Source organism: Chitinophaga rhizophila, assembly GCF_019492185.1.
Classification (GTDB): domain Bacteria; phylum Bacteroidota; class Bacteroidia; order Chitinophagales; family Chitinophagaceae; genus Chitinophaga; species Chitinophaga rhizophila.
Map to the genome: position 1 here is coordinate 1,212,671 of NZ_JAICCF010000002.1, position 16,060 is coordinate 1,228,730.

A 16,060-nucleotide genomic window follows, 5' to 3' on the forward strand; every position below is an offset into this window, starting at 1 on the left:
TCAGCAATTTATTGACAAATGTCGGTTACTCAGCTTCTACTTTACCGGCAACAAACTGTTTCATCCATTCGGTTGTAACAGATTTTGGCCTTTCAAGAGAGAATCCGAGTGCGCGGTCCCAACACAGGGAAGCTAATACTCCCAGTGCGCGGGATACACCGAATAATACTGTGTAAAATTCGTATTCAACCATGCCATAATGTACCAGCAATGCACCTGAGTGTGCATCTACGTTAGGCCATGGGTTTTTTACCTTACCAAGGCTTTCCAGGATTGGAGGTACTGTTTCGTATACCTGCCATACAATCTTCACCAGTTCGTCGTCAGCAAGGTGTTTCTTCGCAAACTCCATCTGAGCGGTAAAGCGAGGGTCAGTTTTACGCAATACTGCGTGGCCATAACCTGGAACAACTTTACCTTCTGACAGGGTTTTACGTACGTAATCTTCAATTTGCTGTTTGGTAGGGCTACCACCACCCAGCTCTTCACGCATCTCGAGGATCCATTTGATTACTTCCTGGTTAGCCAGGCCATGCAGCGGACCAGCCAGACCATTCATACCTGCTGCAAATGACAGGTATGCATCGCTCAATGCAGATCCTACCAGGTGAGTAGTATGCGCACTTACGTTACCACCTTCGTGGTCAGCGTGGATAGTCATATAAAGACGCATCAGTTCTTTGAACCCTTCGTCTTCATAACCCAGCATGTGTGCGAAGTTACCAGCCCAGTCCAGCATGCCATTGGGCTGAATGTGAACGTTGTTCTTATATTTACGACGGTAGATATATGCTGCTATACGTGGCAGACGAGCAATGAGATCCATTGAATCATCATACATATAGCTCCAGTAGTCTTTCTTGTTCATACCTTCCGCATAAGCTTTTGCGAAGGTAGATTCAGTCTGCAGCGCCATGATACCTACAGTAAACATGGTCATCGGATGAGTACTCACAGGGAGTGCATCGATTGCTGCAAATACGTGATTAGGTACATGAGATCGGCGTGCCCATTGGTTAGACAGATGCTGCACATCTGCCTCTGCAGGGAGCTCTCCTATCAACATCAGGTAAAATAATCCTTCTGGTAAAGGCTCCGCACCTCCTTTTACTTTTGGCATCTGTTCCCTGAGTTCCGGTATAGAATACCCACGGAAGCGGATCCCTTCATTAGCATCCAGTAATGATGTTTCAGTCACCAGGCCAGTGATGCCACGCATCCCCTGGTATACCTGCGCCAGTGTAACATCCTCTATTTTCTTATTGCCATGGTTCTTCACGAGGTCCTTTACTTCCGCATTGAGCTCATCGGCCTTTACCTTGAATTTTTCTTTTATATACCCCATTTTAAACTGTTGATTAGGTAATGTAACAAAAATCGGATCAATGGTCAAAAGTAATGATTTGTTGAAAAACTTAGCTGCTTACAATCATAGATTTACAGGTAGTAATAAACGTCATAACTTTCAAACAACTGATTACCAATATACAAACAAGCGAATATTATTAATTCTGTGATAAATTAAAGAAATGTGAAATTTTCTATTTGGGCGCTCTCAGGTATAACCAGAAAGCAAGCCCTCCAAAAAGAAAGTTCGGAATCCACACCGCCAGCAAAGGATTGAGGTCAGCTTTAACAGAAAACACCGTGGAAAACTGCAGGAAGATAATATAGCTGGCGCTGATTACAATTCCCACAGCCAGGTGCAAACCACTACCTCCCCTCACCTTCTTTGAAGCAATAATCCCGCCGATAAGTGTGAGGATCACAACGGCACCAGAGGAGGCTGTTCGTCTGTACTTTTCAACGTAGAATGTATTTAAACCCTCAGCTCCTTTCAACTCCTCTCTGGCAATATAGCTATCCAGCTCCGGAGTTGTCATAGCTTCCTGGATATTTCTTTCTTCGTACATCTCCTTGGGATTCAGGGGTATCTTGATTGTCGTATCCGATTTAGTCCACCAATATTCTTTTAATCCATTGATAGACCGCATAGTTACGTAGTCAAGCTTCCATTTACCGGAAACAGAATCCCAGCTGATCCTGTCAGCTTTCATTTTGAACTTAATATTCTGTCCGCGTACGTCTTCATACAGGAAGTTTCCTCCGCTCTTATAATTTGGGTCATAAGAGCCAAAAGTCACATATGTGAAACTATCCACCCGGATAGTTTTATCATAGATATTGAGCTGTGCCTTCTTTTTATGTACATAGTTAGCCTCGAACTTAGTCCTGATCTTATTAGCGATAGGCACCGTCCAACGGTTTCCCAGCCAGAGCAGGCCGCCAAACAGGATAGCTCCTATCCAGTAGGGGCGTAGAAAGCGGCGGAAGCTCACTCCACTACACAAAATAGCCACAATCTCTGTGCGATATGCCATTTTAGAGGTGAAAAAGATCACAGAAATGAAGATGAACAGGGGAAACAACAACGCGGCGATATGCGGAATAAAGCCGAAATAGTAATCTACCACGATGGTGTAGAAAGACAGATTGTTGGTCATGAAGTCATCGATCTTCTCCGTCACGTCTATCACCACGGAAATGACGAGCAGGATCATGAGGGAGTAAATGAAGGTACCTATGAACTTACGTAGGATATACCAGTCTATCTTTGTCATATAACGGCAAGATAATATAAATCTAAAGTCTTTGTTTCAACTGAGGCACCATACTATTTTTCCAGGAGGCATAATTTCCTGCTAGAATCTGCTTCCTGGCTTCCTGTACCAGCTCCAGGTAAAAAGCGATATTATGAATACTTGCCAGCTGCATACCCAGTATTTCCCCTGCGGCAAACAGGTGGCGCAGATAAGCTTTGGTATAACGGTTGCTGGCAAAGCAGGGACTGTTTTCATATATCGGTGTGAAATCAGTAGCCCATTTCTTATTCTTGATATTAATTACTCCATTCCAGGTGAATAACATACCGTTCCGTCCGTTACGGGTTGGCATTACGCAGTCGAACATATCTACGCCGAGGGCAATGTTCTCCAGTATATTCCATGGGGTACCTACTCCCATCAGGTAGCGAGGCTTTTCCTTTGGCAGAATTTCGCATACCAGGCCACACATCTCGTACATGTCCTGTACCGGCTCTCCGACGCTTAAACCACCGATAGCATTACCTGCACATTCGCGTGCCGCAATTTCTGTTGCGGAAATGGTACGAAGATCCTTATAGGTACTTCCCTGTACAATAGGGAACAGTGTCTGCTCATGACCGTAAGCTGGCTGTGTTTCCGCCAGGCGTTTAATACACCGGTCCAGCCAACGATGGGTAAGTTCCATGGACTTTTTGGCGTATCGGTACTCCGAAGGGTATGGTGGACATTCATCAAATGCCATAATAATGTCGGCCCCGATGGTACGCTGGATGTCCATTACATTCTCCGGCGTAAACAGGTGGCGGGAACCATCAATATGGGACTGGAACAAACATCCTTCTTCCTTGATCTTTCTATTGGCGGCCAGGGAAAACACCTGGTATCCTCCACTGTCAGTAAGAAGCGGTCTGTCCCAACCATTGAACTTGTGCAGTCCACCGGCCTGTGACAGTACTTCTAATCCCGGACGAAGATACAGGTGGTAAGTATTGCCCAGAATGATCTGCGCCTTTACATCATCACGCAACTGCTCCTGCGTCACTGCCTTCACACTGCCTACTGTGCCTACCGGCATGAAAATAGGCGTTTCTATTTTCCCGTGGTCAGTGGTGATCATCCCTGCCCGGGCGTTACTGTTGCTATCTGTTGTTGTCAGTTCAAAAATCATCTTGGTATACTGAACACTTGAGGCTGTTCCGGCCATTTTTCAGGGGACAAAAATAAGGGTAATTATGCAGATAGCCGCATTAACAGCCGGGAATGCGATTGAGACTGCCTGCCGGGAATGTTTCTATAACCTATTAAAAATCTTTTTTTCCACAGGCTTATACAGATAATCAAAAACGTATATATTTGCTATGCTATGTTGTATAACTTGGGCTTAATCGCCTTTTACGCTTTTGCTACCGTGGCAGCCATACAAATATTGTATTACCTGATCTTCTTTTCCCGCGTAGCTTTTTATCGCCGTACCTTCGAAAATGATATCGATCCGGATACGGAATGCTCTGTTATCATCTGTGCGAAAGACGAGGAGCTGAACCTTCAGAAAAATCTGCCGGCAGTTCTTCAACAGCGCTATCATGGCAAAAAGAAGCCAGCCTATGAAGTAATAGTGGTTAATGACAATTCTGAGGATGACACCAAGTATTACCTTCGCTCAATCGAACCAGGTTATCCACATTACCGCCATATCGAGATCAAACAAGCCGCCAAGTTTATACCCGGCAAGAAGTTCCCACTCTCTATGGGCATCAGAAGTGCCAAACACGAAAATATACTGCTGACTGACGCTGACTGCAAACCGTCCAGTACCTATTGGTTGTCACTGATGAGCCAGGGGTTCACGGAAGGTAAAGAAATCGTACTGGGATATAGTCCGTATGAGAAGAAACCTGGCCTGCTGAACAAAGTGATCCGCTATGAGACTTATTTCAGTGCTTTACAATACCTGTCATTCGCCCTGAGCGGCATTACCTACATGGGTGTAGGCCGTAACCTGGCGTATAAAAGAGAGCTTTTCAATCGGCATAAAGGGTTTACTGCCCACCATCATATTGCTTCCGGCGATGATGACCTGTTTGTAAATGCTGCTGCTAACCGTCATAACGTGAGTGTAGTGATCAACAAACAGGCCTTCACCTACTCTGAACCTAAGACGACCTGGAGAAAGTGGTATCAGCAGAAAACGAGGCATATGTCTACCGGTAAGCACTACCGCTTCAGTCACAAGCTCCTGCTGGGATTATTTTCCCTGACCCACTTCCTGTTCTATCCGCTGTTCATCGGATGTATGTTCTACGAGCCACTGCAGATCTATACCCTGAGTATATTTGGGTTAAAATTCCTGTTACAGTCGGTTATTTCGTTCATGGCCATGCGCAAACTGGACGAAGCTGACCTTTTCAAGTTCAGCTGGTTCATGGATTTCTTCATGCTTATCTACTATCTGATCCTTACTCCGGCCCTGATGTTCAAGTCAAAGAACAGATGGTAACCGGCCTTTAAAGATATTCTATCGGCTGTCTCAACAGAGGCAGCCGTTTTTTATTGCGGCAAGCTCTTTACATTTGCATCAATTTACAGCGCATATATATTATGGAAATCGTACTTAAATACTTCTCAGACTTTACGGATACACAGTTAGCACAGTTCCAGGCATTGAGTGGCCTTTACCAGGAATGGAATGAAAAGATCAATGTCATCTCCCGTAAAGACATCGATTCACTGTACGAGAAACATATTTTGCACTCCCTCAGCATTGCAGCTGTTGCCGACTTCCCGGATGGCATGCAGGTACTGGACCTGGGTACGGGCGGTGGATTTCCCGGCATCCCACTGGCCATCTTCTTTCCAGAGGTCAAGTTTCACCTGGTGGACTCCATAGGAAAAAAGATCAAGGTAGTACAGGGCGTCTCTGAGGCATTAGGCCTGAAGAACGTCACTTATCAACATAGCCGTGTGGAAGACATTAAAGACAAAAAGTTTGACATTGTTGTATCCCGCGCAGTAGCTCCGCTGAAAGATCTTTGGCGCTGGAGCAAGCTGGTTTTAAAAAAGGCACCTGCTCATGAGCAGCAACCAGGCCTTATCTGCCTTAAAGGAGGAGATCTGACCGAAGAGATTGCGGAAAGTGGTGTCCGTCCCCGCATGACCAACATCTATAAATTATTTCCTGAAGACTTTTTCCTGGAAAAACATATTGTCCTGGTAAACAAATAACTGATAATCAACCTACATACCGAAATAACGCTGAAAATCTTATAAAAACTTTGTAAACCGTAAAATATCAATCAGGTTTTTTCGTCTCCCTTAGTAAGATGAAAGAATTGCTCCTTAAACAAACGCCTCTGGTTATGGCTGCAGAACAGAATGAGCGCATCCAGGAAACGGTGCGACAGGAGCGCAAACGCTTACTTCATTTTATCCGGAAACGGGTAAACAATGTGGCTGACGCGGAAGATATCTTACAGGACGTATTTTACCAGTTTACAGAATATTCCAGATTGGGCAGTCAGATAGATTCTATCACCGCCTGGCTCTTTACTGTAACACGCAATAAGATTACAGACTGGTTCCGGAAAAAACGCGAATCCACCTTCAGTGACCATACCCGTGAATATGACGGAGAGGAAACTTTTTTCCTTTCCGAACTGATAGCCGACCCGGGTGCGCTAAGTGATGCGCCCATGACCCGTAAAGTAATAGCCGAGTCTATTATGGAGGCTGTAGACGAATTACCGGAAGAACAGCGCTTTGTGTTCCTGCAACATGAAATTGAAGGTAAGTCCTTTAAGGAGATGTCTGCCGAAACGGGTGTGTCCGTCAACACCTTATTATCCAGAAAAAGATATGCAGTGCTGTTTCTCCGGGAACGGCTGGCGGAACTGTACAAAGACCTTTTAAAAGATTAAAAACATTATATATGAGACAAGGAAGCAAGGTTGTAAATGTATTCAAGTTCATATTACTGGCCTTCATTTTCTGTTGTGCAATCGGCTTTTCAGTTCAGTACCTCTGGAACTGGCTTATTCCTGAATTATTCCACGGCCCCTACATTACTTTCTGGCAGGCTTTAGGCCTTTGCCTGCTGGGTAAACTGCTCTTCGGCTGGCATGGCGGCGGGGCTGCACCGTGGAGTGCGCGCGCTAAACAGAAATGGCGGGCAAAAATGGTAGCTCGTATGGAACATATGTCTGAAGAAGAAAAAGAAAAGCTGCGTGAGAAGTTCCGTAAATGTAGCATAGGCGGTCGCTGGGGGCACAACCCATTCAATGAAGAAACCAAACAACCTAACTCTGAAACCAATCTGTAATGCACAGTCTAGCCATTAACCACCTAATACCCTTTGACATGATAGGTATATTTAAAACCAACATCACCACTAAAGAAGACAGACAAACCATCCTGGCTGCCATTCAGAGCCGGTTTGAAGTTGGACAATGTCATGTAGACCTGGAAGATTGTGATAAGGTATTACGTATCACAGAAATGAAAGCGCCGGAAGCGGAAGTGATCAGCTTTGTGAAAGGGCAAGGGTTTGACTGTGATCTGCTGGAGTAATAATCGTCACCAACGAGGCTTAGCACATAGGGAAAGCTAAGTGCAGCAGATACAAACAAGAATCAGGCTTACGTGATTCTTAGAATAGCAAAAGATGATTGAGCTGTATAAATCGATAAGCTCGTTTTTTAGATAGATAGACTATTGTCATTTTGTTTCCAATGAAGGCGGCGCTGAGTAGTGCCGCCTTTATCATTATTGAATATCAACAGCCCCATTCTGCTTTTTCATAGCTATTACACGATTGGTAGAAATAATCATATTCTGAATCTCTCTGGCCTCGTGGTCGTAAAGGTAAGCCATAACCTGACCATGCCTGGCGGCATACAGGTTCCTGGCTATAAAGGCTTTCTTTCTTTGTGCGGCAGACTTACCCTTACGTCTGCCTTTTTGCTTTGAATGATGAATACTCATAAAATTAATGGTTTAATATTCTGTTGTTGTATCTGATATAGTATGGCAGGATTATTCCCTTTCAGATCAATTGTCTTATAGGGTTCTCCTTTCGGTACGTCCGTGGAAATCACTCCAAAACTTGAAATGATATGCTGTTTCATGTTTTTCAACATGTAGTATGACAAACAAGGGTCATTACTATATCCATCAAAAATTAGCCCTAATGGCACATACCTTCCTGTTTCATTAAATCTGTGCAACGCCCTTATTGTCGCCTCTCTCCTGAAAAGTGAGACTAATGTCAGGTGAACAGTGTATCCTGCTGCTTTTAATGTATTTCCCATACCTAAAATTGCATCAGCGTGCTGCCCTATCTTAGGAATAACGACATTGTAATTCATTTCCAATGCTGCTTCATATACCGATAATAATCTTCTCGGATTTTCTATAAAACCTGTTGCTATACGGCTCGACTCTTCATGTACAATCGTCGCTCCCCACGTATAATTAGCGTACTCCGGCAACTTCCGCTTTGCAAAATCTGCATCAATCGTTACCGCGCCATACCTTTCAGCAATTACCGAGGCAATGGTAGACTTTCCGGATGCCGGCAACCCAATAAGGATATATGCCTGGCTGTCTGCCTTTATGCCGCTTTGTGGCAAAGCACCACCGTGACCAAGACAGATTGTATCATCATCATCTGGCCTGGTGAGCGTCAGTAACTCTTTTATAATCTGCTTGCGTAGTACCCACCGTTGTGACTCTTCTTTGAAATTCCGGTCCCGGAATCTCGTATGACTGAGCGTCTGAGAATGCATATCGGAACTATTTATTCCGTGTTCCCCCTGGATTATTTTATACGCAATGTCATCGTCCAATTGTGCATAATCAACGTCTAAAACCTGCGTCAGAAAATGTTCTACTTGATCCTGATCCCGTAATGTGCGGGCAAACTTTTGACTCATAGGAATGTTGGGTATGGTTAACACTACAATAATACACAACTTACAATTGAATCAGGTTAATGCGAAGTTAATGTACACGGGGTTTTCAGCATATTTTACACAAATAAAAAACGCTGCCTCATTTTAAGAGACAGCGTTTCAACATTACAGTCAAATACTATTGCACAAACACGTTATTACTCCTGTCCATGTCTGCCATACGCTGACTTGGATCAATCTCTGCTGACTTAATTTCACTCATCGGCATATCTATTTCCACTTCATAAGTTCTGTTAGTCCATGGCCAGTAATCATGCACCACTCGTTTAACAGCTGCATCTTCATTACGTTTCGCATCAAACATCAGCGACAATGGCACATAATGCATCACAAGCTTACCGTCTTTACCAGTGACCAGCAGATCTATCGGCATAGGCATGTTATCCACACGACGCAGCCGCACAATCGTCTTGCCATTGTTTTCATATACACTGTCAATACCGTAGTCAATATGCTTCAGACTATTCACAAAGTACTGCTTATACCAATCCAGCTGGATACCGCTTTCTTTCTCCATCACACGAATGAAGTCATTCGCATTCGGATGCTTGAAACGCCATTCCCAATAGTACTTCAGCAACCCTTTATCACGCGCATCCTTACCAATGATATAACCCAATTGCTCCAGGAATACTGCTCCTTTTGAATACGCATTCAGGCTATAACCATAGTTCGTGTTGAAGTGATCAGCGTGCGTACTCATTGGCTCTTCGTAGCCGCTTCTCACCAGATTAAAGTACCCGTTGTAAGCGCTTGTCTGTGCAGAAGGCGTTTTAGTGGAATCAAATGTATGGTATACTACATTGTTTTCTCCGAATGTAGTAAAGCCTTCGTCCATCCAGGAATACAGGCTTTCATTCGTACCCAGCATGCCCTGATACCAGGTATGCATCCACTCATGCATAGCTAATCCGTACAGACCTTCCAGTTTACCATTTCCCATGATCAGTGTCGCCATCGGATATTCCATACCGCCGTCGCCACCTTGTATGAAAGAGTAGCTCTTATACGGATAAGGACCATAATGCGCTTTGATATACTTATACGCATTAGGGATCATCTTTGCTAATGCAGGCCATGTTTCTTTAGTCGTCTCATTCTCCAGGTAGAAGAAATGAGCTGTAAATCCATCTACCTGTTGGGTGATGTGCTTATACTCCGGATCAGCTGCCCATACAAAGTCATGTACGTTTGGTGCAGAGAAGTGCCAGGTCAGTTTATTACCCGCAGGGCGGATTACCTTACTGCCTGCCATCTCATACCCATGACCAATCTGGTTAGGATTCATCAGATAACCGGTGCCGGCTACCACATATTTCTTGTCTATAGAGATCTTTACATCATAGTCTCCCCAAACGCCGTAAAACTCACGGGCAATGTAAGGAGTAGGATGCCATCCTTCATAGTCATATTCGCACATTTTAGGATACCACTGCGCCATAGAGTAATCAACTCCTTCAGCGTTGTTACGGCCGCTACGACGGATCTGTACTGGTACCTGCGCTTCAAACTCCATATCAAAAGTAGTAGTGCTATGCGGCGGTATCGGCTTAGCCAGCGGAACTTCCAACACGGTGCCTATTACATTGTAGGTCTGCGCAGCGCCATCTCTTTTCAGAGACAGGACTTTCTGATAACCGATCTGATCGGGTTGCAATTTGGAAATACGATCAGTTACACGGCCGTCCCAATCACGTCTTTCATTACCATTCTTGTCTTTGTACAATACGGTCTGCCCCAGTTCCCGGCTGCGTACATCCATCATACTGTTAGGCTGAAACGCGTTCCAGTACAAATGATAGAATACTTTGTAAAGCGTATCAGGCGAATTATTGGTGTATTGCAGTTTCTGTTTACCGCTGAAGCGGTTGGCTGCAACATCCATGTTAATATCCATTGTGTACTTTACTCTCTGCTGCCAGCGGTCAGACTGGGCCTTCACCCCTTGCCAGCCGCCGATAAGCAGGCAAGCCAGCAGACACTTTGTTACTGTCATTTGCTTCATCCTGAGTTCTGTTTATGTTAATTGAGTTGATTAATGGTTTACTGTTTTCCTTCTACTATCAGGACTATTTCACCTTTTACTCCTTTCTCACTGAAGTAGTCATGTACTTCCTGCAACGTCCCTCTCTTGTTTTCTTCAAACATCTTCGTCAGCTCCCGGCTTACGCAGCACTGGCGCTCCGGTCCGAAGTAAGTGATCAGGTCAGACAATGTCCTGACAAGCCTTTGCGGTGATTCGTAGAAGACAAGTGTACGCTCATCTGTAGCCAGCTGGGTAAACAAAGTATGCCGGCCTTTTTTAAGTGGCGGAAAGCCCTCAAAAGAAAAGCGGTTCATAGGTATACCGCTGTTCACCAATGCAGGTACAAACGCCGTTGCGCCAGGCAAACACTCCACAGGTACGCCGGCACGAACGCACTCACGCACCAGCAGGAAGCCCGGATCAGATACGCCCGGTGTGCCGGCGTCGGTGATCAGTGCCATCGTTTTGCCGCCTTGCATCTGCTGTACAAGGTGCTGCAATACTTTATGTTCGTTATGCTGATGGTAAGGTGTGATGGGCTTATTGATATTGTAATGTTTCAATAAAACCCCTGAGGTACGGGTATCTTCCGCCAGTATCAGCGCAGCGTCTTCCAGCACTTTAATTGCGCGGTAGGTGATGTCGGCCAGATTGCCTATGGGAGAAGGAACAAGATATAATTTCATACAACTACGAATTACAAATTACGAATTACGAATGAAATGCAGCGATGATCATAGATGCCAGATGCTCATTCGTAATTCGACATTCGTAATTCGCGATTGCTGTTTTATTAGTGGATACTGACTTCAAAAGACTCCATTACCTGGTTAGCGAGCAGCTTCTGGCAGGCATTCTCAGCCAGTTGCTGTGCTTCTTCTTTTGTAGCAGCTTCTATCTGCAGAGTAATGTGTTTTCCAATTCTCACGTCATGTACAGTATTGATGCCCAGGTTTTTCAAACCGCTTAATACCGCCTTCCCCTGAGGGTCGAGTAGCTCTTTCAGCGGCATCACATTAATATGTGCAGTAAACGTCATTTGTTGAAAATTTAGACGCAAACCTAAGACATAAATCCCAAAAAACCGCTACCTAACACCTTCACCAGTAGAAGGTTTTGACACCAGTGACAGCATTACATAACATACAAATACAAAAGGAACGGTAGCAAACTGCAGGAACGGTATAGCCACTACAGACAGTACTACCAGCAGGAATCTAGCCCAGTTAGGCTTCAGCTGCAGACTCTTGAATTTCAGGCTGAGCATTGGGATCTCTGCGACCATCAGGTAACACAGCAGTGCAATGATGATGTACAATACCCAGATATTCTGCAGCCAGTGGGCCAGGTTAAACGGATTATACAGTATAATAAGCGGGAAAGAAGCAACCAGTAATCCTACTGCTGGCGTAGGTATACCGATGAAGTTTTCTGACTGACGGGTATCCAGGTTGAACTTGGCAAGGCGGTATGCAGCAAAACAAGGAATCAGTAAAGCCGGTGCCAGGTTAATGTAAGAAACATCAAATACATCCGGCATGCCCATATAAGCGCTTCTCAACAGGCGGAACAACATCATGCCCGGTACCAGTCCAAAACTGATCACATCAGCCAGGGAATCCAGCTCACGTCCAAACGGAGACTGTGTTTTCAGCCATCTGGCCGCCAGTCCGTCGGTGAAATCAAATAGCGCTGCCAGTACCACCATGGCAGAAGCCAGGTAGATTGGTGCCGGATTGGTGATCAGGTACTCTGCCCCGTTAAATTCTGCCCGGTATTCAGGAGAATGCAGGATGTAGATAACGGCCAGCGCGCCGCAAAACAGGTTGCTGAGCGTTAGGATATTAGGAAGTTGCTTCATCTGTATTTAAGCCGATCGTCTATGAAGGTGCCTTCATAGACGATCGCACGTTTTAGCATTAAATATTTAGTAAATATATATACTATTTCTTCATCAACGACTCAATCTCGTCGGCAGTAATAGGAATATTCTTCATCAGGTCAATATTACCGCCTGCTGTCATCCAGACATTATTCTCTATACGAATACCCATCTGTTCTTCCTGAATATAGATTCCAGGCTCAATGGTCATCACAGAATTTTCAGGAATAGGCTGATGGAAGGACGGTCCCAGGTCATGCACACCTACACCCAGGTGGTGGGAAATACCATGATACAGGTATTTACGGTAGGCAGGCGCTTCAGGATCCTGGTTTTTGATATCTTCTTCTTTCAGCAATCCGATCTTCACAAACTGTTTTCCGGCTTCTATTCCCATCATTTCATGGTATTTGGCAATAGTAATACCGGGACGCAGAATGGTTTTAGCATAGTTATGCAGATCAAGGCAGGCGTTGTACACTTCGCGCTGACGGGCGGTAAACTTCCCGTTGACTGGTACTGTACGGGTCAGATCGGCATTATAACCGCCATAAGCTGCGCCAAAGTCCATCAGGATCAGCTCACCATCTTTACATTCCTGGTTGTTAAATATATAATGAAGGATGCGGGCACGGTCGCCGCTGGCTATGATAGAGCTATAAGCCTCTCCATCAGCCCTGTTACGCAGAAATTCATGCAGGATTTCGGCATGGATCTCATGCTCCCATACGCCGGGACGAATAAACTGTAACAGGCGGCGGAAAGTCTTTTCAGTGATGTCGATAGCCTGCTGGATCACTTTTACTTCCTCTTCAGACTTCACCGCACGCAGCTTTTTGAGTATGACTGCGGCGCGCAGGTAGTTGTGCAGCGGATAGCGGCTGCGCATCTCTTCCGCATAGCGGTAATCCCTTACAGGTACCAGGCTGGATTTGCGGTTATTCTCGTTAGTATTGAGATAGATATTAGTAACATCATGTATCCAGGGCTGCAATTGTGCATCCAGGGAATCCAGCCATACAACTGTAGAGATGCCGGAGATGGTAAGCGCCTCATCTTTGCGCAGCCTGTGGCCATCCCACTTTTCTTTCAACTCGTTAGGACGTACCAGTACCAGTACTTCCCTGTATTTCGGATCCGGATTATCAGGATATAAAATAACCATCGTATCCTCCTGCTCAATACCTGTCAACCAGTACAGATCTGCACTCTGCTGAAATTTGTGCAGGGCGTCACCATTGCTTGGCAGCTCATCGTTTGAATTGATAATAGCAATGGAATCCGGCTGCATTTCAGCAATAAAGCGCTGGCGATTCTTAATGAAGATCTGCACATCTAATGGTAAATTTTTCATATTCTGTTTTTACGGTGGCGTATCAAAAATGCGGGTCAAACCTACTGAAATTTCACAATACCGCTCCCTGCCTCTTTTGCAGTTCCACTGTAACTTGTCTGCAGTCGCTACATGGTCGCTTGTTCGTCGCTTATTCGTCGCTAGTTCGTCCCTTGTTCGTCCCTTGTTCGTTCACTGCTCTTCCGGGCAATTTGTCAGTTTCTGCTTCTACCATCCTGGTAGCGATGCCAGGTACTGCCTAACAATGTATCTGGCATATATGATACAAAATATAGCGTAACATCTACCGGACTGTAAGATAATATAATATGAAGCGGCTTCCTGCATAATAAGCGTATTACAAGGTCCTCATTTTTTACCAATTCCTACAAGACAAGCAGATCCATTTTAGATATTTATCAAACAAATATCCATTTAGCACGCACGTTTTCTAAATTTTACCAAAATCGCGGCCATTAATTTGACAATATCAAAAAAGCACTAGATTTGCTTACTACACCAAAACAATCTTACTATGCAAGTCAGCAGTGTAAGGAATACTGTTGCCGACCTATTAGAGTTAGGTATACGGCAGACCAATCATATTTACTACCAACTAGAGCCTGCCGAACTGATCTCGCAGACAGTGACCTCCGGACAGGGTGCCATCTTAAATAACGGCGCATTAGCAGTGAACACCGGCCAATTTACCGGACGATCTCCCAAAGACAAATTTATTGTAAAAGATGAACTGACAGCTGATACTGTTAACTGGAATGATTTCAACATCCCGGTAAGCACAGCCAGTTTTGACAAGCTGTATGACAAAATCACCCGCTATTTTGCCGGTAAAGATGTCTGGGTAAGAGATGGGTATGCCTGTGCAGATCCTGCTTACCGTGTTAATATCAGGGTTATTACTGAAACACCCTGGGCCAACCTGTTTGCTTACAACATGTTTTTACGTCCGTCTGAAGAAGAACTGGAAGACATGCACTATGACTGGACCATCATCCAGGCACCTGGTTGTCTGGCCGATCCTGCTACAGACGGCACACGCCAGCAGAACTTTGCGGTGGTGAATTTCAGCAGGAAGATGATCCTCATTGGCGGCACTGCTTACACCGGAGAAATTAAAAAAGGCGTATTTACCATTCTGAACTACATTCTGCCGCACGACCATGGGGTATTGAGCATGCACTGTTCTGCCAACATGGGCGCAGATGGCGATACTGCAATTTTCTTCGGATTAAGCGGTACTGGTAAAACCACACTCAGCGCCGATCCGGCAAGAAAACTGATCGGAGATGATGAACATGGCTGGTCAGCAGACCATGTCTTCAACTTTGAGGGTGGCTGTTATGCAAAATGTATAGATCTCAGCGAAGAAAAAGAACCGCAGATCTTCCATGCGATCAGGGAAGGTGCAATGCTGGAAAACATCATGTGCCATCCGGGTACCAAGGATGTCAACTACGCAGACAAATGTATTACGGAAAATACCCGTGTATCCTATCCCCTGCATTATATAGATAATGCAGTGATTCCGTCCATCGGTGGTATTCCTGATCACATTTTCTTCCTGACCTGCGACGCCTATGGCGTATTGCCTCCTATCTCCAGACTGACGCCGGAGCAGGCCATGTACCAGTTCATTTCAGGTTATACCGCCCGGGTGGCAGGTACTGAAACCGGTGTAACTGAACCTACTGCTACCTTCAGCACCTGTTTTGGTGCCCCCTTCCTGCCATTGCATCCTGTGCAGTATGCCTCCCTGCTGGGAGAGAAACTTCACCAGCACAAGGCAACGGTGTGGCTGATCAATACCGGCTGGACTGGCGGGTCATATGGCACCGGTCAGCGTATCAGACTGTCATATACCAGGGCAATGGTCACTGCGGCCCTAAGCGGCCAACTGGACAAGCTGGCGTATAAAGATCATCCGGTATTCGGCTTTTCTATTCCTGAGTCTTGTCCTGGCATACCTGCTGACCTGCTGGATCCACGGAATACATGGCAAGATAAAGCTGCTTACGACGAGCGGGCTAATGAACTGGGACATAAGTTTGTACGCAATTTCGAGAAATATGCGGCTCAGGCTACCGAGGAAATTATGTCTGCTTCTCCAAGAATTTAATTATATTGGGGATTCTTACCCTGCCTTTAAAATTTCCACTACTATTACAAGTTCTGATATGTACAGGTGTTCCTGTCGCAAAACAAGTGACCTATTCATTACCTATAACA

The 16,060-nt window shown here is 45.1% G+C and carries 16 protein-coding genes; 6 read left to right on the top strand and 10 right to left on the bottom strand.

Annotation, left to right across the window (positions count from 1 at the left end):
• Positions 1–25: 25 nt before the first annotated feature.
• The 3 genes from K1Y79_RS13865 to tgt all read right to left on the bottom strand — a co-directional run bounded on the left by K1Y79_RS13865 (position 26) and on the right by tgt (position 3,774).
• Positions 26–1,345, bottom strand: a complete 1,320-nt coding sequence (locus K1Y79_RS13865; protein ID WP_220250681.1) for a citrate (Si)-synthase, eukaryotic — start codon at positions 1,343–1,345, stop codon at positions 26–28.
• A 196-nt stretch (positions 1,346–1,541) separates the two neighbouring features.
• A complete protein-coding gene (locus tag K1Y79_RS13870; protein WP_220250683.1) occupies positions 1,542–2,621 on the bottom strand; it encodes an LptF/LptG family permease in 1,080 nt (359 codons plus the stop codon).
• Between the two features lie 22 nt (positions 2,622–2,643).
• Positions 2,644–3,774, bottom strand: a complete 1,131-nt coding sequence (gene tgt / locus K1Y79_RS13875; protein WP_220250685.1) for a tRNA guanosine(34) transglycosylase Tgt — start codon at positions 3,772–3,774, stop codon at positions 2,644–2,646.
• Between the two features lie 195 nt (positions 3,775–3,969).
• Between tgt and K1Y79_RS13880 the strand changes: the two genes are divergently transcribed.
• The 5 genes from K1Y79_RS13880 (at position 3,970) to K1Y79_RS13900 (ending at position 7,169) form a co-directional block, all read left to right on the top strand.
• Positions 3,970–5,103: a glycosyltransferase gene (locus K1Y79_RS13880; protein ID WP_236059596.1), complete on the top strand. Its 1,134-nt coding sequence runs from the start codon at positions 3,970–3,972 to the stop codon at positions 5,101–5,103.
• Positions 5,104–5,204: 101 nt separating this feature from the next.
• On the top strand, positions 5,205–5,828 hold the full coding sequence (gene rsmG, locus K1Y79_RS13885) for a 16S rRNA (guanine(527)-N(7))-methyltransferase RsmG (RefSeq protein WP_220250687.1): 624 nt from the start codon (positions 5,205–5,207) through the stop codon (positions 5,826–5,828).
• Between the two features lie 134 nt (positions 5,829–5,962).
• On the top strand, positions 5,963–6,520 hold the full coding sequence (locus tag K1Y79_RS13890) for an RNA polymerase sigma factor (protein ID WP_220250688.1): 558 nt from the start codon (positions 5,963–5,965) through the stop codon (positions 6,518–6,520).
• An 11-nt stretch (positions 6,521–6,531) separates the two neighbouring features.
• Complete coding sequence (locus K1Y79_RS13895) at positions 6,532–6,921, top strand: hypothetical protein (protein ID WP_220250689.1); 390 nt, start codon at positions 6,532–6,534, stop codon at positions 6,919–6,921.
• A gap of 38 nt (positions 6,922–6,959) precedes the next feature.
• Positions 6,960–7,169: a hypothetical protein gene (locus K1Y79_RS13900; RefSeq protein ID WP_220250690.1), complete on the top strand. Its 210-nt coding sequence runs from the start codon at positions 6,960–6,962 to the stop codon at positions 7,167–7,169.
• Positions 7,170–7,364: 195 nt separating this feature from the next.
• On the opposite strand, the gene K1Y79_RS13905 is transcribed toward K1Y79_RS13900, so the two are convergent.
• The 7 genes from K1Y79_RS13905 to K1Y79_RS13935 form a co-directional block, all read right to left on the bottom strand.
• Complete coding sequence (locus K1Y79_RS13905; RefSeq protein WP_220250692.1) at positions 7,365–7,583, bottom strand: hypothetical protein; 219 nt, start codon at positions 7,581–7,583, stop codon at positions 7,365–7,367.
• Complete coding sequence (locus K1Y79_RS13910) at positions 7,580–8,386, bottom strand: zeta toxin family protein (RefSeq protein ID WP_220250693.1); 807 nt, start codon at positions 8,384–8,386, stop codon at positions 7,580–7,582. Before K1Y79_RS13910 ends, K1Y79_RS13905 begins: the two co-directional genes overlap by 4 nt.
• Positions 8,387–8,690: 304 nt before the next feature.
• Positions 8,691–10,577: a M1 family metallopeptidase gene (locus K1Y79_RS13915; protein WP_220250694.1), complete on the bottom strand. Its 1,887-nt coding sequence runs from the start codon at positions 10,575–10,577 to the stop codon at positions 8,691–8,693.
• Positions 10,578–10,615: 38 nt separating this feature from the next.
• A complete protein-coding gene (gene rsmI / locus K1Y79_RS13920) occupies positions 10,616–11,284 on the bottom strand; it encodes a 16S rRNA (cytidine(1402)-2'-O)-methyltransferase (protein WP_220250695.1) in 669 nt (222 codons plus the stop codon).
• Positions 11,285–11,391: 107 nt separating this feature from the next.
• A complete protein-coding gene (purS, locus tag K1Y79_RS13925) occupies positions 11,392–11,637 on the bottom strand; it encodes a phosphoribosylformylglycinamidine synthase subunit PurS (protein ID WP_220250696.1) in 246 nt (81 codons plus the stop codon).
• 48 nt (positions 11,638–11,685) lie between these two features.
• On the bottom strand, positions 11,686–12,459 hold the full coding sequence (locus K1Y79_RS13930) for a CDP-alcohol phosphatidyltransferase family protein (RefSeq protein ID WP_220250697.1): 774 nt from the start codon (positions 12,457–12,459) through the stop codon (positions 11,686–11,688).
• Positions 12,460–12,541: 82 nt separating this feature from the next.
• Positions 12,542–13,834 (bottom strand): aminopeptidase P family protein, encoded by a 1,293-nt coding sequence (locus tag K1Y79_RS13935; protein WP_220250698.1) that lies wholly within the window; start codon positions 13,832–13,834, stop codon positions 12,542–12,544.
• A gap of 514 nt (positions 13,835–14,348) precedes the next feature.
• On the opposite strand from K1Y79_RS13935, the gene pckA reads away from it, so the two are divergent.
• Positions 14,349–15,950: a phosphoenolpyruvate carboxykinase (ATP) gene (gene pckA, locus K1Y79_RS13940; RefSeq protein WP_220250699.1), complete on the top strand. Its 1,602-nt coding sequence runs from the start codon at positions 14,349–14,351 to the stop codon at positions 15,948–15,950.
• The last annotated feature ends 110 nt before the right edge of the window (positions 15,951–16,060 follow it).